Below are 21,355 nucleotides of genomic sequence, written 5' to 3' on the forward strand. Positions count from 1 at the left end.
GGTGGTTCGCGGTCAGCCGCGGGCGGACAGGGAGAAGGTGACGACGGCGGCGGCGTGGTCGGAGGGCCAGCCGTTGGCGGAGGTGTCCGGGACCGGCCGGGGCCAGCCGGTGAACAGGCTGTGCGCCTCAAGGACGTTGAGGCGTCCCGCGTACTGGATCTGGTCGATCCGGTCCTGCGGTTCCGCACCGCCGCCGCCCTCGCGCTGCGGCCTGACCGGCGACCAGGTGATGCCGGGGTCCTTCACCGGGCTCGGGTGGGCGTCACGGAAGGCGTCGACGAGGCCCGCCTTCTCCAGCGCCTCCGTGACGGGCCAGCGGACCCGGCCCACTCCCCCGTGCGCGGACGCCGTACGGTTCGTCCAGTCGCGGTGGGACGGCGAGGCGAGACCGCCCGCCAGCACGACGGGCGTACGGGAGGCGAGGTCCGGGCGCAGCGCGGCCACCAGCGCCTGCGCCTGCCCGTAGCGCTTGGTCCCCTTCTCCGCCGTCTCGACCTGCGCGGGTGTCCGGCCCGCGAGGAGCGCGTACGGACCGTAGTCGGCCTCGTCCAGCTGGGCCGTCCACACGCGTACCGGCCGGTCGCCGGTCAGGTGCAGTGTCGCGGCGGCGGCCGGGAGCTCCGCGGTCGGGGCGAGGACGTCCGTGAGCGGGTAGCGGCTCACGATGCCGAGGCCGCCTGCCTGGTGCACATTCCAGCCGAGCGCCCCGGCGAGGTTCTCTGCTCCCTTGTCACCGCATTCCTGGAGTGCCACGACGTCCAGGCCCTGGGTGAGCACCAGCCGCAGCTGCTTCTCCAGGAGCGCGTCGACGTGGGAGCCCGCGTCCCAGAGGTTCAGGGTGGCGATCTTCAGTCGCAGCCGCTCCCGGGAGGTGCGCACCGGAACCTGGACGGTGACGGTGTCACTGCCGACGGCGCTGTCGGTGACGGTGGCCACCAGGCGGCCGGGCCGCCGTGGCGCGATGAGCGGGGCCTTGCCGCTGACCGTGCCGTCGGCGGCCACCGAGAGCCAGGAGTCACCCCCGGCGCGACGGAAGGTCGCGCTGCCGTCGGCGTTGCCCTCGGGCCTGATCCAGAGGCCGCCCAGTTTCACCGAGACGTCCGAGCCCGCGGTCTGTGGGGCGGAGGTGACGGCGTCCACGACCGCGTGGGGACGCGGGATCACGGGGCGTACGGCGAAGGTGAACGGGCCGGTCCTGGCGAGGATGCCGTAGCCGTCCTTGGCCAGCAGGTAGGCGGTGTACGGGCCGCCGCTGAGCCCGGCGGTGTCGAGGGTGATGTCGCCGGAGGCGCCGGGGGTGTACTGCCAGGCGAGGGAGGAGCCATGACCCGGCTGCCGGTCGCCGTCGTACACCCCGATCCAGTTCTTCGCGTCGGGCGTGTCCGTCGTCCAGTGGAAGGAGACCTTGTCTCCCTCGTGCGGGGCTGGGGTCGTGAGCTCGACGGAGTCACCGGCGGGCGGCGGGGACCCCGCGAAGCTGAACGGGTCCGTCTTGGCGAGAACCCCGTAGCCGTCCTTGGCCAGCAGATACGCGATGTACGGGCCGCCGCTCAGGCCTGAGGTGTCGAGGGTCGTCTGCCCGGACGTGCCGGGCACGTACGTCCACACGAGGGAGCTGCCGCCGCCGCTGCCGGGCAGCCGGTCGGCGGGGTAGACGCCGATCCAGTTCTTCGGGTCGGGGGCGTCGGTAGCCCATGTGAAGGTCAGCTTGTCGCCGCGCTGCGGGGGCGTCGTGGATCCGGTCGTGATGCTGCTCCCGGATGCGACGGCCTCTGAGCCGGTCTGTGAGAGGGGTGGCATGGTGGTGGGTCCTCTCCGCCCCGAGTGCCGCCGCGACGGTACCCAGGTGGGCAAAGTTGTCTAGATAACTTCGCCCCCTAGCAAGCCGTCTCAGGGCGACGGCCCGATGAACGACGGGTTGCCGTCATCCGGGGAGTAGAGGGAAATCTGTAGAGCACCCGTGCGGGCCTTATGGTCGGAGCCCACCCTCAAAACACCGTCTGAGCAGGAGAATTGGCGATATCCTCGACCTCGCGAAGTTCTCTGGAGCCGGAGGAGCCCTCTCAGCCGGAGCGCCACCGGTCACGGGTGCGCGGCACGCCCGGCCATCTACGGTTCGCGTACGACTGTGCGCACAACGAGGCGGCACGAGGGCCGTCCGCGAACCCGCGGCGGTCCCTCCCGTGGAGTAGCAGCGGTGGCCACCGCACCCCGGTACGGCGGAGGCTGGCTCCCAAGCAGGACACCGCGGTTCCTCGTCGGCGCCACGGCCCCCCAGGAAGCAGGAAGCGCATGGCTTTCACCCTGCCCACCGATATCGAGAACCGGCCGGTCGGTGTCGTCGGCGCGGGCACCCTGGGACGCAGAATCGCGCTGATGTTCGCCACCCGGGGTGGTGAGGTCCGTATGCACGACCCGTCGAAGCGGGCGGCGGAGGACGCCCTCGCCTTCGTGGAGGAGAACCTCGCCCAGGTCGCCGCCGGGATCGACGGCGGAACACCCGGCCGGGTCACCGTCGCGGACGAGCTGGAGGAGGCGCTCTCGGGCGCCTGGCTCGTCGTCGAGGCCGTGCCCGAGCGGCTCGATCTGAAGAGGGAGCTGTTCGGCCGGCTCGACCGCATCGCCGGGCCCGACACCATCTTGGCGAGCAACTCCTCGTCGTACGCGTCGAGCCGGTTCATCGACCAGGTCGCGCATCCCGAGCGGGTGCTCAACATGCACTTCTACATGCCGCCGGGCCAGAACGCGATCGACATCATGTCGGACGGCCGTACGGACCCCGGCGTCATCGAGTTCCTCGAACGCACATTGCCCCGCTACGGCGTCTATCCCTTCGAGGCCCGCAAGGAGTCGACCGGCTTCATCTTCAACCGCATCTGGGCCGCCATCAAGCGCGAGTCCCTGGCGGTGGTGGCGGAAGGGGTCTCCACCCCGAAGGAGGTGGACCGGATGTGGCAGATCAACATGGGCACCGCGGCCGGGCCGTTCCGCGAGATGGACCTGGTGGGCCTGGACGTCGTTCTCGACATCGAGGAGCACTACGCCGCCGAGCGTCCCGAAGTGCCATGGGGGCCACGCGAGTTGCTGCGAAGGTACGTCGACGCCGGCCACCTGGGCATGAAGACGGGCCAGGGCTTCTACGACGACTACGCGAAACCGGAGCAGTAACGGGGCTGTGTCAGTCGCGGCGGGCCAGCAGACGATAGGCGTTGGACAGGCCCAGCCGGTGCGACAGGGGGGCCGCCACGCACCGGTCCAGGAGGGTGCCCAGGAGCAGTACGGGGATGCCGGCGAGCAGCATCGCGCCGCGCAGCGCCCGATGGAACGCGTTCGGGGGCTTCGGCAGCCACGGGAGGTCGTCCCGCGGGGCGGCGGCGTCGAGTGCCAGCCAGGCGCCGGCGAGGAGGTCGACGGGGTCGTGCGGTTCGGCGTGCTGCTCGGCCACGACCGTGAAGCCGAGGTCCGTCAGCCCCCGGCGCAGATTGCCGACCGGCACGAAGTGCAGATGCTGGGGCTGCAGCCAGGGCAGCCACCAGCGGCCGAGCAGGCGGGCGTAGCGGCTGTCCGGGTCGGGGACCTCGATCAGCAGGTGCCCTCCGGGGCGCAACGCCGTGTGCGCGGCGCGCAGTTCACGGTGCGGCTCGGTGCTGTGCTCCAGGTAGTGGAACATGCTGACGACGTCGTAACGGCCGGTGAGCTCCGGGGCCAGGTCGGGGAAGCTGCCGCGGTAGCCCCGCTCCACCCGTCCGGCGCGCTCGGCGAGTTCCACGCCGTCGGTGAAGTCGAGGCCGTCGAAGGAGGTTCCGGGGTGCACCGTGCGGGCCGCCTCGCAGAAGTGGCCGTGCCCGGTGCCCACGTCGAGCCATGTCTTGGGCGCGGGTTCGTACGGGAGGAGCGATTCGGCGCGTCCGACGTACATGCGGGTGCGTCCGCCGAAGGTCCTGCCGAGTTGCTGCTCGCCGAGGCCGTCGTAGAAGTCGCGGTAGTAGAACTCGAGCCCGGCGGCGCTCAGGCGCGGGTTCTGGAAGACGTGCCCGCAGTCCCCGCACCGGTCGAGGGTGAACCGGCCCGGCTTGTGCTGGAGCAGGTCGGTCGTGCGCAGACGGTTCGTCAGCCGTGCGCAACCGCACCAGGGGCAGTCGGCTCGTGCGGGTTCGAAGAAGCGGTCGAGGCCGCCGGCCAGGTCCGCGCGGTAGGCGGGACGCGCCGCGGAGACCTGGTCGGCGCGGCTGGGACCGGACTCGTCTTTCACCGGGGCTCCCTGGGGGTCGTGTCGGACGCCAGCCGTTCCAGATGGGACGCTGCCGCGGGTGCGCCGCCCGCGGCGCGGAAGGACGCGCGGATCCGCTCGGCTCCGGCGCGGTACCCGGGTTCGTGGAGTACGGAGTCGATCGCCGTACCCAGCCGTGCGGAGGTGACCCGGCCGAACCTGACCCGGATGCCAGCGCCCGCCTCGGTGACCTGGCCTGCCACTGCGGGCTGGTCGTCTCGGATGGGCGCCACCACGAGCGGCACACCGTGCCACAGCGCCTCGCACACGGTGTTGTGCCCGGCGTGGCAGATCACCGCGTCCGCCCGTTCCAGGAGCGGGAGTTGAGGCGCGAAGGACGTGATCAGTACGTCCTTGTCGTGCCCGTGGGCGCCGAGTACGTCCGCCGGATCCACGATCACCGCCTGAAGCCGGTCCGCGCGGGTGCGCAGCGCGGTGAGGCAGACGCCGAGGAAGCGCGCGCCGACATCGGTGTTGGCGGTGCCGAGGGTCACGAGCACCGTGGCGCGGTCGGGGTCGAGCCAGTCCCAGGGGAAGTCGGTCGCGGCGGGCCGGGACCCGACGGCGGGACCGACGTAGCGGATCCGCTCCCCCGTCCTGGCGCCCGGGCCGACCAGCTCGGGCGTGCTGAACACGAGCACGAGACGGGGCGAGAAGCGCGGATCGACGGCGCGCGAAGGATCACCTACACGGCACCGCAGTTCGTCGAGGAGCGCCTCCAGCCAGGCCGCCATCCTGGGCATGCCCGCGAGCGCGTCGTCGAGGGTGAACTCGGCGGTGGTGGTGCACGAGGTCGCCCACGGTACGCGGAGCCGTTCGGCGACCAGACCGCCGGCGACGGTCTGCTGATCGGTCACGACCACGTCGGGACGGAACTCCCGCACGGCGGACTCCACCCCGGGGGCCATGGCCTCGCCCAGCGGCACCAGGAACTGCTCCCACAGGAACCTCAGCGCCTCCGGCCCCCGCAGCCCGGGCGGTCTCACTCCGTCTCCCGTCCCCGGGATCGGCCCGGCGCACGGGAACACCTTCGCCGCGTCACCGGCCAGCTGACGTACCAGTCCCGGATGAGCGCACGCCCAGGCGACCTCATGGCCCCGCGCGGCCAGTTCGGCCGCGACGCCCACCGCCGGGTTGATGTGCCCGACCAGGGGCGGTACGACGAACAGGAATCTCCTCACCGTGCCCACCCCGCTCACCGGACTCCGCTCGGTACGGCACCCGTCCCGCCGTGCCGTCCGCTCACCTCGTGGATCAGGGACAGGGTGTGACGCCCGACTGTCCTCGGTGCCTCGACCAGTACGGAGTGCTCGTGCCCGGGTATGACGACGGTCCGGCAGTCGGGCAGCAGGGCCTCCAGCCACGGTGCCTGGGCGACGAGGGCCGAGTCGCCGCCGTAGAGGAAGAGCGCCGGGCAGCTCACGGACCGTACCTGGTCCTCGCTCAGCACACGGCTGCCCGGTATGTCGTCCACGATGGTGGTGGACCGCACCAGCCGTGCCGCGCCCTTGGCCAGCCGGGCCGTGTTTCGGCTGAGGTTCTCGGTGATCCAGGCGAGCGCGGCGGCCTCGTTCTGCGCGACGTCGGTCGCCGCCCGTTGCAGTACTCCGCCCATGGTCACCGCCCACGCCTCGGTCGGGGGCCCGGACTCGATGACGGTGAGGCTCGCGGTCCGCTCCGGGTGACGTACGGCGGCGCCGAAGGCGACGGTCCCGCCGAAGGAGTTGCCGACCAGGTGGACCGGGCCGGTCACCTCCAGCCGGTCCAGCAGCGCGTCGAGGTCGTCCAGGTAGTGGTCGAGGGTGTAGCCGGTCTTCGGTCGGGCGCTGCGGCCGTGGCCCCGCTGGTCGTACATGACGACGTCGATGCCGGAAGCCGCGAACGACGACGCCACGGTGAAGTAGTAGCTGGCCAGGCTGTCGGTGAGGAGGCCGTGCAGAAGCACCACGGTGGCGGTGGCGGGGCGGCCGTCCCTGGGGCCCATTCTCTGGACGTGCAACCGGATGTCACCGGTGTCGACCATCGCCATCCGTCAGCCCGCCTCCGCTGCCTTGAGGCTCAGCACGATGTGTTCCACGAGCCGGCCGACGGTCAGTTCGATGATCTCGTCGAACTCCATATCGGCCATGAACTCCGCGAAGTTGACCCGCCCGCCGTACCGCTCCTCCAGGAAGCCCGCCAGGGTCACCAGGTCGATGCTCTCCAGTTCCAGGTCACGGTTGAACGTGGTCTCCATACCGATCTCCAGATCGAGCACATCGCCGTTCCCGCCGTCCGGATCACTGTCGTCGAGGCCGTACTCCTCCTCGTCGAAGAGAGCCGTGATCATGCCGACGACATCGGCGAGCACCGACTCCTCGTCCGCGCGCACGGGATCGCCGGTCGCGCTGGTGGGCCGGGTGGGGTTCATCGGTCGTTCTCCTCTTCGTCCACCGGGCCCGTCGTCCAGGCCACGACGTAGTCCCTGCCCGGCAGCCCGGGGGGATTGCCGGTCCGTTCACATCGCACCGGATGGGCGCGTTCCAGGACGCCCGCGACCAGCAGCCGGTCCGGAGCCGTCGCCTCCACCACCGCGAAGTCCCGCGGACGCCCGCGGAACCCGGTGCCCTCCGCCTTGGCGACCGCCTCTTTGGCGGCCCAGAAGCGTGTGAACCACAGCGCCTCGGACTCTCCGGTAGCGGCGCAGCGTGCGCGCAGGAGCCGGAGCTCGGCCTCCCCGAGGGTGACGGCGAGGACGGCCTCGTCACGCTCCACGACCTCCTCGATGTCGATTCCGGGGCCCGGGCCGGGGGTGTGCGGCCGGACGATCGCGACCGCCGCCTCCGCGCAGTGGGCCAGAGAGAGGTCCAGCGAGGGCAGCGTCCGGCCGTGCAGGCCCCTGGCGTACGGCACTCCCGACGGGTCGTTGAGGATGCGGATCTCCGCCGGGAAGACCGGCCCCTCGCCGTGGTCCCAGAGCCACTGCCGCACGGCGTCCTTGGCGGCGATCCGGCCGAGCAGCCACTGACGGCGGCCACGGGGTGTGTGAGCGGCGTACTCCGAACGCTCCGCGCCGCTCAGCGAGTTGCGCATGATGAGCTCGCGTGAGGCGAGGTCGGGCCAGCGCTCGTGGACCAGGGACCAGCCGCCGGTCCGGGCCTGGGAGAGCGTGTTGCGTTCGGGGAAGCGTTCGACGGGCCTGGTGTACGGGTCGTTGTCGAAGCGGCGGTCCTGCCAGCCGCTCAGCTCGGCCCACACTTCGCCCGCGACGGCCAGCTGCGCGTCCGCCTCGAGGACGGTGTCGGTGAGGGAAGTGATCCTCACCAGGCACTCCACCTGCGTTCCCGGCCGAGGGTGCGGCCCGTGGAACCGCATGTGCCGCATCCCGACGGGGAACACGACGGTGCGCTCGCCGCGGGTGGCCATGATCCAGTAGCCGAGGAGCTGACCCACGTTGTCGAGCAGGGCTCCAGGGGCCGTGGGTGTGGTGATCACGCCTCGTATGTGGGCGTCGCCGATCGAGCTCAGCTCGGTGACACCCTGGAACGCCGGCCCGTGGAACATCCAGCGCTCGTCGTAGATCTGGGCCGCCCGGTGCTCCGGGGTGCGTTCGGAAGCGGGGGTCGTGCGCCATCTGGCGGGTGGTGCGGTCGGGTACGCGGGGGCGAGTTCTACGACGGCCCGGGCGTGGGGGCCGAACGACACTGCGAGGCGGTGCGGGGCGTCGGCGTCCGGGGTGACGGTGACCGGTACGTCCACTGCGGGTGCGGCGGCCAGCCACTGGTCGAATCTGGCTGCGTGCACGGCGACCGCGCGCGTGCCCGGAACCGCCCGCTGAGCCGCGTCCATGAGGTGCTGGACGATGGTGGTGGCCGGAACGACGGGCCAACGATCCGCCGTGTCGGGCCATCCGGGGCGCTGCGGGAAGAAGCAGTGGTCGAGAAGGTACGGCATCGTGTCCGGGGAGACATGGGCGACGGTGCGCTCCCCGGCCTGCGTCGGCGTCGGCCTTGCGGGCGAGGCCGAGGGCGCGGGCAAGGGTGAGACCGGGGCTTCTCGTCGGCCGGACGCGCTGATCAGTACGGCGGCGGTGTCCGCGGTGTCGCGCAGCAGGGCGCTCAGTTCACCGGCGGCCGGGAACCGCCCGGCCAGCGCGTCCAGCGGTGACGGCTCGGCGGCGCCCGGCGTCCGCCCGGTACCCAGCTCCGCGCGCAGTTGCGCGAGGGCCCGGCCCTCCAGGGAAACCAGTGCCCCGCCCAGATCGAGCCGGACGGGCCCCCGCCCCGCCGGGGCTTTGCCGGTACCGGCGGTGGGTGCGCCGGCGTGCGGAGGCGCAGCGGCGAGCGGCAGGGCGGAGGCGTGCGGCAGCGCGGGGGCCACCGCCGCGCCCGCGGTCCACAGCGCGGTGGCCGCGCGCCGCAGCTGCGCCAGGCCGGTACGGCGGGGCGAGTTGGCGGCCACGACGAGGTGGTCCCGGCCGCCCAGCGTGTCCCCGATGAGCGAACCGAGCTGACCGGTGCCGACCTGGACGAAGGTACGGTGGCCCGCCGCGTACATGGCTTCGGCGAGCTGCCGGAAGCGCACCGGCTCCAGCAGATGCCGGACGAACAGCTCGCGCACCGCCCCCTCGCCCTCGGGGAACGGCGCGGCGGTCGTCCCCGACCACACGGCGACCGTCGGCGTATGCAGCCGGAACCGGCTCGCGGCTTCCTTGATGGGGGTGAGGTAGGGCTCCAGCATCGGTGTGTGGAAGCCGGACCGGAAGGGCAGCACCTGGCCCAGCACGCCCCGGGCGCGGAAGGACCGCACGAACTGCTCCACCGCCGTGTCCGGCCCGCACACCATCGACTGGGCGGGCGCGTTGTCGTGGGAGAGTACGAGCCCGGCGTCCGCCCACCCGTCGCCGAGGGCGTGGAGCACCTGCTCGGCGGGCGCCCCGATGGCGCCGTAGGCCAGGCCCGGGACGGTCACCGTGTCCGGGTCGAAGGACGCCATGAAGTCGTCCACCTCGTCCCCGGAATACAGTCCGGCGGCCGTCATCGCCGTCCACTCGCCGACGCTGTGCCCGGCCACCGCGTCCGGGACGACGCCCATGGCGCGCAGCGCCGCATCGAGGAGCCGTCCGACGCCGACGACATCGAACCCGTGCCGTCCCACGTCCGTGACACGGCTCCGCTCGCCCGGCGGATCCGCCGGCCGCCGTGTGACGCCCGGCAGGCCGAAGTGGACGGCGACGTCGTCGACATGGGGTTCGAAGTCCCCTTCGAGGCCCGGGAAGACGAAGGCCAGCTTCCCGTTCCCCGCGCGTTCTCCGCCGCCCAGCAGCGGGCCGGGTCTGAACCAGACGTCGCTGCGGCCGTGCCAGGCGCGGCCCTTGGCGACCGCGCGGCGTGCCAGGGCGAGCCTCTTGGCTGTCGGGGCGACAACACCGAGCCGGGCCCGGCCGGCGTCCGGGTGCGTACGGCCGGCGTCGAGACCGCGGGCGAGTACCGCGGGGTCGTCCGCGTCCAGCAGGGCGGCGAGGCGCTCGGGGCTCTCCGCGGCGAGCAGGAGCACACGCTCCGGCTCGGCGACCGCCGCAGTGGCGGTAGTGGCCGCGGGGGTAGCGACAGCGGTGGCGGTGACAGCAGTGGCAGTGGCAGGCGCCCGGGTACCCGAGGACCGCGCCGCCGCAGCACCGGGCGCCTGTTCCAGTACGACATGGGCGTTGATGCCGCCGAATCCGAAGGCGTTCACGGCTGCCCGGCGGACCGGCCGGCTCGGGTTGGTCTCCCAGGGGACGGCCTTGTCCAGGGTGCGGAAGCGGGTGGCGGCGAGCGCGGGGTGCGGGTCGTCGCAGTGGAGGGTCGGCAGAAGCATCCCGTGATGGACGGCGAGCGCGGCCTTCACCAGCCCCGCCACCCCGGCGGCGGGCATCGTGTGGCCGATCATCGACTTCACCGACCCGATCACCGCACGCTCACCTCCGACGGCGTCGCCGTGCCCGAACACATCCAGCAGCGTGCTCAGTTCCGCCGCGTCCCCGGCCGGGGTGGCGGTGCCATGGGCTTCAAGGAGGCCGATCGAGTCCGGCATGGCGGGGTCGAGTCCGGCCACGCGCCACGCCTGGCGTACGGCGTGGGCCTGGCCCCCCGGGTCGGGGTTGACGAGCCCGGCGGCGCGGCCGTCGCTCGCCACACCGGTGCCCCGGATCACCGCGTACACCCGGTCGCCGTCGCGTTCGGCGTCGGCGAGCCGCTTGAGCACGACCACGCCGGTTCCCTCGCCGATCAGGATGCCGTCCGCCTCCCGGTGGAACGGGCGGATCCGCTGGCTCGGGGACAGCGCGCGCAGCTGGGAGAAGACGCTCCACAGCGTGATGTCATGGCAGTGGTGCACTCCCCCGGCGAGCATCACGTCGCAGCGCCCGCCGACGAGTTCGCCGACCGCCTGGTCGAGGGCGACCAGCGACGAGGCGCAGGCGGCGTCCACGGTGTAGGCGGGGCCTCTCAGGTCGAGGCGGTTGGCGAGGCGGGAGGCGGCGAGGTTGGGAACCAGCCCGATGGCGGACTCCGGGCTGTCCTGCCCGAGCCGCTCGGTGAACGCCTCCCGGATCCTGGCCAGTTGGCCGGAGTCCAGGCCGGGCAGCAGTTCGCCGAGGGTGCGCACCAGCTGTCCCGCGGTGCGTACCCGTTGGTCGAGGCGGACCAGACCGGGGGTGAGGTAGCCGCCCCGGCCGAGGACGACGCCGACACGGTGCCGGTCGGGCAGCCGCTCCTGGCCGCCCGCGTCGGCGAGGGCGGCGGAGGCCACGTTCAGGGCGATCAGCTGGTCGGGCTCGGTGCCGGACACCGAGTTCGGCATGATCCCGAACCGGGTGGCCTCCACCTCGGCCAGACCGTCGACGAATCCTCCGCGCCGGCAGTACACCTGGTGGGCAACGGGCGGCTCGTTCACGCAGTCCGGACGGTAGTAGTCGGCGTCCCAGCGCCCCTCGGGGACGTCGGAGATCGCGTCCACGCCCTCCAGCAGGTTGTGCCAGTACGCCTCCAGGGAGGCCGCTCCGGGCAGCAGCACCGACATCCCGACGATCGCCACAGCCGGCTGACCGCGCATCAGGTCAGGTGTACGGCCGTACGTCCCCCTGTCCGTCATGTCACCAGCCCTGGCCGGAGGGGGTGTAGACGACGGCGTCGGCCGACTCGTCGCCCCAGGCGAGTTCGCGCAGCAGAGCCGCGACGCCCTCCTCGGGGTCGATCAGCTCGACCCCGCGCCGGGCGTACTCGCGTGCGAGTTCCGGACTGACCATGCCGCCATGCGTGCCGGTGGGCGCCCAGGGACCCCAGTGCACGGTCAGGGTGCGGTTGCCGGTCCGGACGGCCCAGGAGGCGCCGAGAGCCTGGAGGGCGTCGTTGGCCGCCGCGTAGTCCGCCTGGCCCCGGTTGCCGAGGGCCGCGGAGACGCTGCCGAACAGTACGGTGAACGCGGGCCCGTCCGGCAGTTCCTCCAGCGCCGCGAGCAGGGTCCCGGCACCGGTCCTCTTCGTCTCGTAGACCCGCTGGAAGGACTCGGGGGTCTTCTCGGCGATCAGCCGGTCCTCGATCACACCGGCCGCGTAGACGACGCCGTCGAGCCTGCCGTGCTCGGCGTGGATCTCCTTCACGGCCTGGAGTGCCTGGTCCGGCTTGCGGAAGTCCACCGAGCGATAGCGGGCCGGGCTGCCGAGCCCCGCGAGTTCCTCCAGCGTGCCGGCTATCTCCCGCTGGGCCAGGAGGAGTTCGGCGTCGCGGTTGATGTCGGCCGGTGTCCGGGCGCCACCCGAACGCGCGGCGAGCACCGCGCGCAGCTCGGCCGGGGTACGGGCGGAGGCGACCTCCGGATCCTCGGGACCTGCCGGTGCGGGCGTCCGGCCGAGCAGTTCGATTCGGCACCGGGAGGCCCCGGCGAGTGCGGCGGCGAACTTGGCGGTGATGCCCCGGGCCCCGCCGACCAGCAGGACGACGCTGTCGCGGTCCAGTCCGAGGGCGGCGGCCTCGGCCGCTCCGTCTCCCGCGGGTCCGGCACCGGTGGAGCCGAGCGGTCCGAGGGGAGTCTCCACGAGGTCCAGGCCGTGGCGTCCGGATGCCGTGCGCAGCACGACGGGTGCCGGTTCGGGCGTGAGCAGTTCGGCGAGCAGCGCGTCCGCGACAGCGGCGGGGCCCGTGCCGGTGTCCGTGTCGCTGCCGGCGAGCTCGATGACCCGGGCGGCCGTCGCCGGGTACTCGCGTGCGACGGTGCGGAACAGGCCGTGCAGTCCGGCGGATCTCAGGTGCGGCCCGTCGCCGTCGGCCGGCCGTATCGCGAACAGCCAGCGCGGGCCTCGTGCCAGGGCGGCCCGCAGCACGGGGAACGCGTCGGGCAGCACGGGGGGCCCGTCGTCCGCGAGGGAGTCGAGGTAGAGCACCCCGTCGAACGGGCCGTCCGCCTCACCGAGCAGATGCCCCGGGTGGAGGGAGACCGTGTGGGCCCCGTGGGAGGCGAGCCTGGCCGACACCTCCCGGGCCACGCCTTCGGTATCGGCACCGCCGAGGAGGGCGAACCGCTTTCCGGCCAGTACGGAGCCGGGGTCGTCCGCCGCGCCGTCGTGCTGTTCCAGGAGTACCGGCCGGAGCAGAAAGCGCCTCGGAGCGGCGCCGGGCGCATCCGCCTTCCCGGAGTCGTCCGCGCGGCTGTGCGCGTGAGCGCGTTCCGTCTTCGCGGGCACGCCGAGACGTTCGGCCAGCCATGCGGTCACGGAGGCCGCCGTACGGGCCTTCGTCAGCTCCTCCAGTTCCGCATCACCCAGGTCGGCGATGTCCACGCCGCTACCGGCGCCAAGGCGTCTGGCCAGTTCACCGGCGATCTCGGCACGTTTGATCGAGTCGATGCTGAGGTCCGCCTCCAGGTCCAGGTCGGGCTCGATCATGTCGACCGGATAGCCGGTGCGCTCGCTGATGATCTCCATGACCATGCGCAGGAGGTCCGCCGCTGTCACCGCTCCGCCCCCGGCGTCCGCTCCGCCCGCGGCTTGCGTTCCGTCCGTGGCGTCCGCGGCAGGCGTGAAGTCGCCGGCGGGGACGTTGCTGTCCGTGGGGAGTCCGGAGGAGGCGTCCTGTACGACTCCGGTGCCTCGTGGCGACGGCGGTCTCACCGGCACGGGCGCGGGAATGCCCTCTCCCGCTGCGGCGCCGAAGTAGGTCAGCAGCACATCGCGCTGGGCGGCGACCATCTCCCGGCTGGTGCGCAGGAACTCGGAGATCAGCGCGTCCCGGTCGGCCGGGCCGCCGTGCGGGGGGTTCGTCGTCACAGTCGTCTCCACCGTCTCCACGACTCGTCGGGCCGGTGCGAGTGCACCGGGAAGGGGTTCGCCGTCGGCGGTGCGGACCAGCTGCCCGTCGACCGTCCAGCCGGGCCGCTTCGGCGCCGGGGCCCGGCACGCGTCGACGGCGTCACGCTCCCGCAGCAGCCATCCGGTGCGTACCGGCGACCCGGCGACGGCCAGTTGGGCGAGTGCGTCGAGAAGGTCCCGCAGGCCGCTGTCCGGCCGGGGTTCGCAGGCGACGACGCGGTGCGGACGGTCACCGAGGATCCGGGTGGCGAGTCTGGTGAGCACACGGCCGGGCCCCGCTTCGACGAAGATCCGTGCTCCCGCCTCGTACATCGCCTCGATCTGAGCGACGAACCGCACCGGGGCACCGATCTGGGCGGCGAGTTCCGCGCGGATCGCGTCGGCGTCCTCGCCGTACGGTGCGGCCGTGCGGTTGGACCACACCGGGAACTCTGGTGGGTGGACGGTCCGGTGCGCCAGGGCCCCCGCGAACCGGTCCGCCGCACCGGCGACCAGCGGGCTGTGGAAGGCGCAGGCCACCGGGATGCGCTGGGCGCCGACTCCGGCGTCGCGCAGCAGTCCTACGGTGGTGGTGACGGCCTCCGTCGGCCCGGAGATCACGGTCTGCGCGGGTGAGTTGTGGTTGGCGACGACGACCGAGACGGGCGCCTCGCATGCGCGCAAGGCCCGTTCCACGTCCGGGGCGCGGGCCGCGACAGCGGCCATGGCGCCCGGGTCCTCACCCGCCGCCTCGAGGATCGCGGTCGCCCGCTCGGCGCTGAGCTCCAGCAGGTCCTCCGGGCCGATCGCACCGGCCGCGCTGAGGGCGACGAGCTCGCCGTAGCTGTGCCCTGCCGCCATGTCGGGCCGTACTCCGGCCGTGGTGAGCAGGGCGTGCACGGCCAGTCCGGCGGCGCCCAGCACGGGCTGGGCGACCCGGGTGTCGGTGATGGCGGCCTGCCTGCGGTCGCGTGCGGCGGCGTCGAAGGCGGCAGACGGGTAGAGCGCGTCGGCGTACGCGCGCAACGGTTCCAGGTAGTGCCGGAGTCCGGGGAAGGCGATGAACAACTCGGCCAGCATTCCCGGCCGCTGGCTGCCCTGGCCCGGGAAGAGGAACGCGACCTTGCCCCCGGCCTCTGTCTGACCGCCCCGGCCCGCGAGATGGATACCCGCGGCCGGATCGTGCTCGCCGGCCAGGGCTCCGCGCAGCTGCCCGATCAGTCCGTCCACGTCCGTGGCGACGAATGCGACCTGTGCGGGGGCGTGGACGGTGTCGGAGCGGTGGGACGCGCTCAGTGCGAGGTCGCGCAGCCGCCACGGGCGGCCGTCGGTCTCCGCGGCGTTCAGGACGTCCTCGACGGTCCGCAGCGCGGCTTCCCTGTCCTTGCCGCGGAAGATGAACAGCTCCGCGGGCCAGGAGTGGAACGACTGGTCCGGTGGTACCGCACGCGTGTGAGCGGCCAGCACGACATGGAAGTTGGTGCCGCCGAAGCCGAACGCGCTGACCCCGGCCTTCCGTTCCGCGGCCGGAGCCGCCCATGGCTGTGCCCGTACGGGGAAGGAGAAGGGGCTGCTCTCCTCCTGCCATGCCGCATTCGGCCGCTCCAGGTGGAGGGTGGGAGGTGTGACGCCGGTGTGCAGGGCCAGGGCGGTCTTGATCAGGCCCGCGAGTCCGGCGGCACACTTGGTGTGGCCGATCTGCGACTTCACCGAGCCGAGCGAGCATCCGCCCGTACCGGCTCCCGCCTCGGTGAACACCTCGCTCAAAACTGACAGTTCGGTGCGGTCGCCGACCACGGTGCCGGTTCCGTGCGCCTCGATCAGGCCGACCTCGGCGGGTGAGATTCCCGCGTTGCGGTAGGCCCGCCGCAGCGCGGCTCGCTGCCCCTCGGGCCTGGGCGCTGTCAGGCCGAGCGAGCGGCCGTCGCTGGAACTTCCGAGTCCCTTGATCACCCCGTACACGCGGTCGCCGTCCCGTTCGGCGTCGGCCAGCCGTTTGAGCACGACGCAGGCGACGCCCTCGCCCAGGGCGATGCCGTCGGCCGAGCTGTCGAAGGCGCGGGAGCGGCCGGTCGGGGACAGGGCGTGCACCGAGGAGAAGAGCGCGTAGTCGTTGATGCCGTTGTGGAGGTCGGCGCCGCCGCACAGGACGAGGTCGCTGGTGCCGCCGACGAGTTCCTTGCAGGCGATGTCGACGGCTGCCAGTGAGGAGGCGCAGGCGGCGTCGACGGTGTAGTTGGCGCCGCCGAGGTCCAGCCGGTTGGCGATCCGGCCCGAGATGACGTTGGCCAGCATGCCGGGGAAGGAGTCCTCGGTGAGGCGCGGCAGTTGCTCCTCCAGGCCCCCCGGCACCTTCCCGTAGTACGACGGCAGTACGACGCGCAGTGTGGTGGCGTTGGCGAGGTCGCTGCCCGCCTCCGCGCCGAAGATGACGGACACGCGCGAGCGGTCGAACTCCCGCTCCCCGTCCCCGTATCCGGCGTCCTCCAGTGCGCGCCGGGCGGCTTCCAGCGCCAGCAGCTGTACGGGGTCGACGCTGCCCAGTGATGTCGGCGGGATGCCGTAGCGCAGCGGGTCGAAGGGGATACGGGGCAGGAAGCCGCCCCATTTCGAGGGCGTGGCGCCGGTCCCGTCCTCCGAGTCGCCGGAGTCCGGGGTGAAGTGTACGGCGGGGTCCCAGCGGTCGGCCGGCACTTGCCCGATGGCGTCGTGGCCGCCGAGGACGTTCGCCCAGTACGCGTGGAGATCGGGGGCTCCCGGGAACATGCAGGCCATCCCGACGATGGCGATGTCCAGCGGTGCCGGCGCCGCCGGTGCCTCGTCGGCCGCCACCGCGAGGTGTCGTCGCAGCAGCTCGGCCCGTCTCTGGAGGAAGTCGGCCGCTCCCGAGGTCACCGACCGGTGCAGTGCGCCGATCGTGGTGGTCGCCGAGCGCAGCACGGCCACCTCACCGGCCATGAACATGCCCTCCGCAAGCCGGCGTTGTTCCGTCACGGGCACCAGCGCACCGGTGTCGTCCCGTTCGGCACCCTTGCTGGCGATGCGCAGCCGCCCGACGTTGAGCCGTTCCAGCTCCTCCCAGACCCGCCGCTCCGGCAGACCCTGGGCGCTCAACTCGGCCGCTCGCGCGGGGTAGTCGTGGGTGAAGGGACTGGGGACGCAGCGCGTGGCGTGACCGGGCGCGGTCTCCAGCAGTGTGGTACCTGTCGCGGCGACGACCTGCTGCTGGAACAAGGACCCCACCGCCCCGTGTGCCACCGCCTCCTCCGTGAACAGGTAAGCGGTTCCCATGAGTACGCCGACGGCGGCCCCGCGCTCGGTCAGCGGCGCGGCGAGGGCGGCGACCATCGCCGCCGAGCGCTCGTCGTGGACACCGCCCGCGAAGAACACCTCGATGCTCTCCGCCGTGCCCTTCCCCGCCCCGGCCAGGAAGTCGTCGAGCACCGCGAGCTGTGCCTCCCACAGAGGGAAACTGCCGCGCGGTCCCACATGGCCGCCGCATTCGGATCCCTCGAAGACGAATCTGCGGGCACCCGCGTCCAGGAACTGGCGGAGCAGACCGGGTGACGGCACATGCAGAAAGGTCCTGATGCCGGCTTGTTCCAGTGTCTCGGCCTGCGAGGGCCGACCGCCCGCGATGATCGCGTGCGTGGGCCGAAGCTCGCGTACGGCGTCGAGCTGGGCGCTTCTGACGTCCTCCGGCGCGAAGCCGAGCACGCCGACCCCCCAGGGCTTTCCCTCCACGGCGGCGCGGGTCTCCTCCAGGAGGGTACGGGTCCGGGCCCCGTCCGCGAGCGCGAGCGCGATGAAGGGCAGGGCGCCGTCCGAGGCGACGGCGGCGGCGAACCGGGGCTGGTCGCTGACCCTGGTCATCGGGCCCTGGGCGACGGGCAGCCGGGTGCCGAGCGCCCGGCACATCGGGGAGCCGGGCCGCAGCGCCCCGGCCGGTGCGTCCTCGCGCACGGCATCTCGTACGGCGGCGGTCAACGCGCGGACCGTCCGGCCCGTATCGCCCCAGTCGTCGGCGAAGCGGGCGGCGAGGAATCCGTCCTGGCCCACCGGCAGCAGTTGGGTCCGCGGGTCCCGGGCACCCAGCAGGGCCTCCACCGCCGCCGGTTCGTCCGCGGTGGGGCGCGGAGCGTCCGGGCCCCTGCGGTTCAGCACCCGGTGACCGGCCCGTACGACGGTCTCCGAGCCGTCCATCGACCGCAGCGCCGCGGCCACCGCTTCGTCGAGCCCCGACTCGGCCAGCAGCGCCAGTTGGCTGTCCAGCACCACCCCCGCCGCCCCGCCGGCCATCACCGCCGCCGTCGTGCGGGGGCCGATGCCGCCGCACGCCCAGACCGGGAGGTCGAGCCCGGTCTCGGAAAGCAGGTGCTGGAGCAGGACGAAGGTGCTGAGCTCCCCGACACGGCCGCCGCTCTCGCTGCCCCGGGCCACCAGCCCGTGCGCTCCTGCGCGGACCGCTTCCCGGGCCTGCTCCAGATCCATGACCTCGGTCAGCACCCGGCATTCGGCGGCGATGTCCTCGGGGCGCCACGGGGAGCCGGCGCCCAGGATCACCGTGTGCGGAACGCCCGCGCCCGCCCCTCCCGTGCCGCCGTACACGAGTTCCGCGGGGTCCATGCGGCAGCGCGGCCCGACCCGTACACCGAACGGGCCGGCCGTCGAGCGGCGTAACCGCGCCAGTGCCTCCCTGGCCCTCCGGTCGCCGAGCCCAAGATCGAGCACGCCCAGCCCTCCGGCGCGGCTGACCGCCGCGGCGAGCCTGGCGTCGGGCTCACCGAACGGCGTTACTCCGATGATCAGGTTCATGACATTCTCATCTTCGACAGACGTCATGATTCTCCGAATGATCGCAAGACCGCACGATGGGGAATGCGGGCGGTGATGGGGACGATCGACCGACGTGCAGAGAAACAATCGACGCACTGAGAAACAGCGACGCCCGTAATGCAACTAGAACCTGTTACATCAAGCCACAGGGAAGCTAGCGTCCCCATTCTCGGCAGTCAACGCCCGGGAAAACGGCGCACCTTGACGTCGAATCGATTCAGCCAGCCCTCGGACAGCAGCACGGCCAACAGGGAACCGGGCAATTCCCACCAGGTGCGACACCGCCCGCCCCGTGACGACCCCATGCACACCACCACAAGCCAGCCAAAGCGCCCGCCGGATATGCCCGCGCCGCACGCCTTCGAAACACGGCCACCATCGCGGAGAAACCCGGTAGAAAATGGCCATCCATGCCACGATGGCCGAATCAGATCACCGAACGGCCGAGACCGGCACGGAGAAGTGCATCCCGCCGCACCCCGGCATGCAATTCCCGTTCATTTACGCGGACTCGCCCCGCGGTACCGGGCGCTCAACCGCGTACGCGACTTTTCCCGCCGCCGGCCGCCGGGGAATTTCCGCGCCCGGCCGCCCGCCCGAAGCCACTCCGGCCCCTTCGGAGGCACACCCGTCCCGACGGCACGGACGTGAGACCTCTACGCGCAAAGAATCTTTGACATGGACACTTCCCCAACCTGATTGCCGGTTGTACCAACGGAGTATCAGCTGTCCCGCTCAGGGAGGTTCCGTGAGACGTATCAAGTCGCTGTCCACCCTTGCCACGCTGAGCCTCGCGATCATCTTCAGCCTGGCACTGACCGGTCCGGCACAGGCCGCCGGACCCGCCTACGTCGCACTCGGTGACTCATACTCGTCCGGCAACGGCGCCGGGAACTACGACAGTTCGAGCGGCAACTGCCACCGCAGCCTCAGCTCCTTCCCCTATCTGTGGAAGAACGCCCACGCCCCGTCCTCCTTCGCCGACACCTCCTGCTCCGGTGCGGTCACGACGGATGTGACGAATGGTCAGCTCGGTCCGCTGAACTCCTCCACGGGCCTCGTCTCCCTCACCATCGGCGGCAATGACGCCGGCTTCGCCGATGTCATGACCACCTGTGTGCTCGGCTCCGACACCGACTGCGTCAACCGGGTCAACCAGGCCGAGAGCTACGCCCAGAGCACGCTCCCCGCCCGTCTGGACGCCACGTACAACGCGATCCGCGCCAAGGCGCCGGCCGCCAAGGTGGTCGTTCTGGGCTACCCGCGCATGTACACCCTGGGCGTCTTCTGCGTGGGCCTCAGCGACACCAAGCACCGCAAGATCGACGAGGCCGCCGATCTCCTCGACAGCGTGATCGCCGCCCGCGCCGCCGCCCACGGCTTCGTCTTCGGCGATGTCCGCTCCACCTTCAACGGCCACGAACTGTGCGGCAGCGGCAACTACCTGCACTCCCTGGTGTTCTCGCCGAGCTGGGAGTCGTATCACCCCACCGCCGCGGGCCACGCCAGCGGCTACTACCCGGTCTTCAACGCCGACAGCTGATCCCCCGAGCGCATGACCGGGGTTCGCCGGGCCCGGTCCGGCGAACCCCGTTCGGCATGCCGTCAGCCGTGGCCTCGCGAGGTTCCGAAGAATTCGATCTCGGCGATGGCCACTTGCTTGTCGGAGCCGGCTCCGTAGGCGGACTCGAGGGTGAAGCGGACCGAGGTGACGTCGGTGAACCGGAAGGGGCGGCGCTGACCACCGGCGCCCTGGTCCAGGGACAGTTCAAGCGTCTTCGTCTTGCCGTCGGAGGTCTCGACGGTGGCCTTGACGCGGTGCGGCAGCGCCGACTGGGACAACTGGTCCGCATGGGTGGACACACCCGAAGTGATCAGCAGGTCCAGAAGCCGGACGGGCTGGTCGAACCGAGCCTCGATCCACTCCCCCTCACCGGACTGCGAGACGCCCGGCCCCCACCATGTGTTGTTGTGCTTGTCGAACGCGAGCTGCGGTTCGTGCCCCGGATAGGAGCGGGAGGCGCTGACGCGGCCCGGGGAGACCGGCGCAGGCTTGGCGAAGTGGTCACGCGTCGCCCGCATGCCCCGGGGGATGCTGACGACCAGCACGATCAGCAGGAGCAAGGCCAGGGCCGCGCCCAGCCAGGTCAGCACACGGTCGAGGATACGGCGCAGCCGGGGCCGGTCTCCCGCCCAGTGGGTCTCCCCGTTCGCGATGCCGAACGGCCGCCGCCACCACGGGCGCCGGCCCGGCGCCTCCTCCTCCCCGGCCATGGGCATCGCGCAGCGGGCGCAGAAATGCCGCTCGGACCGGTTCGGGGTGCCGCACGACGGGCAGGGCACGCCGTCGCCCGCACCGAGTGCCCCGCCCGGGGCCCGTACGGCCGGGAGCTGCCGCGACACCGTGCGTGCGAGGAGGACGGGTGCGGCGGAGGGGGACGCTGCGCGCGGTGCCTGCGGATCGGCGACCGGGACGAGGAGTCCGCGGGCGCGGTCGGTGAGGCGATCGTCGGGGCGGGTGGACGCGGGCTCTTCGGATGCGGGGTCCCCGGAGGCGGGCTCGCCGGGCGCGGGTACGGCACGACCGGGCGAGAGCGCGGGCTCCTCTCGATCCGGCGGGGAAGCGGGGATGTCGGCCCAGATCGGAGCGTCGCCGAAGAGGTCCATCGCCGAGGAGCCCCCGACGGTGCCGCTTCCGCTCGCCGGGGCGGGGAGCGCGGCGGGGGAACCCCGGTCCACCCGTTGCGCCCTCGGTGCGCCGCCGGAGCGGGCGGCGGTCGCCCGGCGCGGCCGGGCGCCGCAGCCGTCGCAGAACGACTGGCCCGGTTCCGCGCGGGTGCCGCACTCGGCGCAGATCTGGGTGGCCGTCATCTCTCCGGAGTCCTTTCAGCGGGGTCGGCGGGTCGGGCAGATGCGGCGGTCTCGGTGGCCGTCACCCGCACCGC

10 protein-coding genes are annotated in these 21,355 nt (G+C 72.4%); 2 read left to right on the forward strand and 8 right to left on the reverse strand.

Translation table 11 applies throughout. The features are described from left to right. Positions 1-12: 12 nt before the first annotated feature. Positions 13-1,800: an endonuclease/exonuclease/phosphatase family protein gene (locus ABZ845_RS11585; RefSeq protein WP_360976502.1), complete on the reverse strand. Its 1,788-nt coding sequence runs from the start codon at positions 1,798-1,800 to the stop codon at positions 13-15. A gap of 492 nt (positions 1,801-2,292) precedes the next feature. Here ABZ845_RS11585 and ABZ845_RS11590 point away from each other — a divergent pair, with 492 nt between their 5' ends. Next, the gene (locus tag ABZ845_RS11590) at positions 2,293-3,168 is read left to right on the forward strand and encodes a 3-hydroxyacyl-CoA dehydrogenase family protein (RefSeq protein ID WP_360976505.1); all 876 of its coding nucleotides are present in this window, start codon (positions 2,293-2,295) and stop codon (positions 3,166-3,168) included. A gap of 10 nt (positions 3,169-3,178) precedes the next feature. On the opposite strand, the gene ABZ845_RS11595 is transcribed toward ABZ845_RS11590, so the two are convergent. From ABZ845_RS11595 to ABZ845_RS11620, 6 genes are read right to left on the reverse strand one after another with little or no spacing between them, the layout of a single operon-like run. Then, the gene (locus tag ABZ845_RS11595) at positions 3,179-4,252 is read right to left on the reverse strand and encodes a class I SAM-dependent methyltransferase (RefSeq protein WP_360976508.1); all 1,074 of its coding nucleotides are present in this window, start codon (positions 4,250-4,252) and stop codon (positions 3,179-3,181) included. Continuing rightward, positions 4,249-5,451 (reverse strand): glycosyltransferase, encoded by a 1,203-nt coding sequence (locus ABZ845_RS11600; protein ID WP_360976511.1) that lies wholly within the window; start codon positions 5,449-5,451, stop codon positions 4,249-4,251. The genes ABZ845_RS11595 and ABZ845_RS11600 overlap by 4 nt, the downstream gene beginning before the upstream one ends. Positions 5,452-5,465: 14 nt before the next feature. Further along, a complete protein-coding gene (locus tag ABZ845_RS11605; protein ID WP_360976514.1) occupies positions 5,466-6,299 on the reverse strand; it encodes an alpha/beta hydrolase in 834 nt (277 codons plus the stop codon). A gap of 3 nt (positions 6,300-6,302) precedes the next feature. Beyond that, the gene (locus ABZ845_RS11610; protein ID WP_360976517.1) at positions 6,303-6,680 is read right to left on the reverse strand and encodes a phosphopantetheine-binding protein; all 378 of its coding nucleotides are present in this window, start codon (positions 6,678-6,680) and stop codon (positions 6,303-6,305) included. Beyond that, positions 6,677-11,383, reverse strand: coding sequence for a beta-ketoacyl synthase N-terminal-like domain-containing protein (locus ABZ845_RS11615; RefSeq protein ID WP_360976520.1), 4,707 nt, complete (start codon positions 11,381-11,383; stop codon positions 6,677-6,679). The genes ABZ845_RS11610 and ABZ845_RS11615 overlap by 4 nt, the downstream gene beginning before the upstream one ends. 1 nt (position 11,384) lies before the next feature. Further along, entirely contained in the window at positions 11,385-18,389 is a 7,005-nt protein-coding gene (locus tag ABZ845_RS11620; protein ID WP_360976522.1) for an SDR family NAD(P)-dependent oxidoreductase, read from the reverse strand. A gap of 769 nt (positions 18,390-19,158) precedes the next feature. On the opposite strand from ABZ845_RS11620, the gene ABZ845_RS11625 reads away from it, so the two are divergent. After that, positions 19,159-19,953, forward strand: coding sequence for an SGNH/GDSL hydrolase family protein (locus ABZ845_RS11625; protein ID WP_360976525.1), 795 nt, complete (start codon positions 19,159-19,161; stop codon positions 19,951-19,953). 62 nt (positions 19,954-20,015) lie between these two features. On the opposite strand, the gene ABZ845_RS11630 is transcribed toward ABZ845_RS11625, so the two are convergent. Next, entirely contained in the window at positions 20,016-21,281 is a 1,266-nt protein-coding gene (locus ABZ845_RS11630) for a zinc ribbon domain-containing protein (RefSeq protein WP_360976528.1), read from the reverse strand. Between the last annotated feature and the right edge of the window lie 74 nt (positions 21,282-21,355).

The organism is Streptomyces sp. NPDC047022 (genome assembly GCF_040644155.1).
GTDB lineage: Bacteria > Actinomycetota > Actinomycetes > Streptomycetales > Streptomycetaceae > Streptomyces.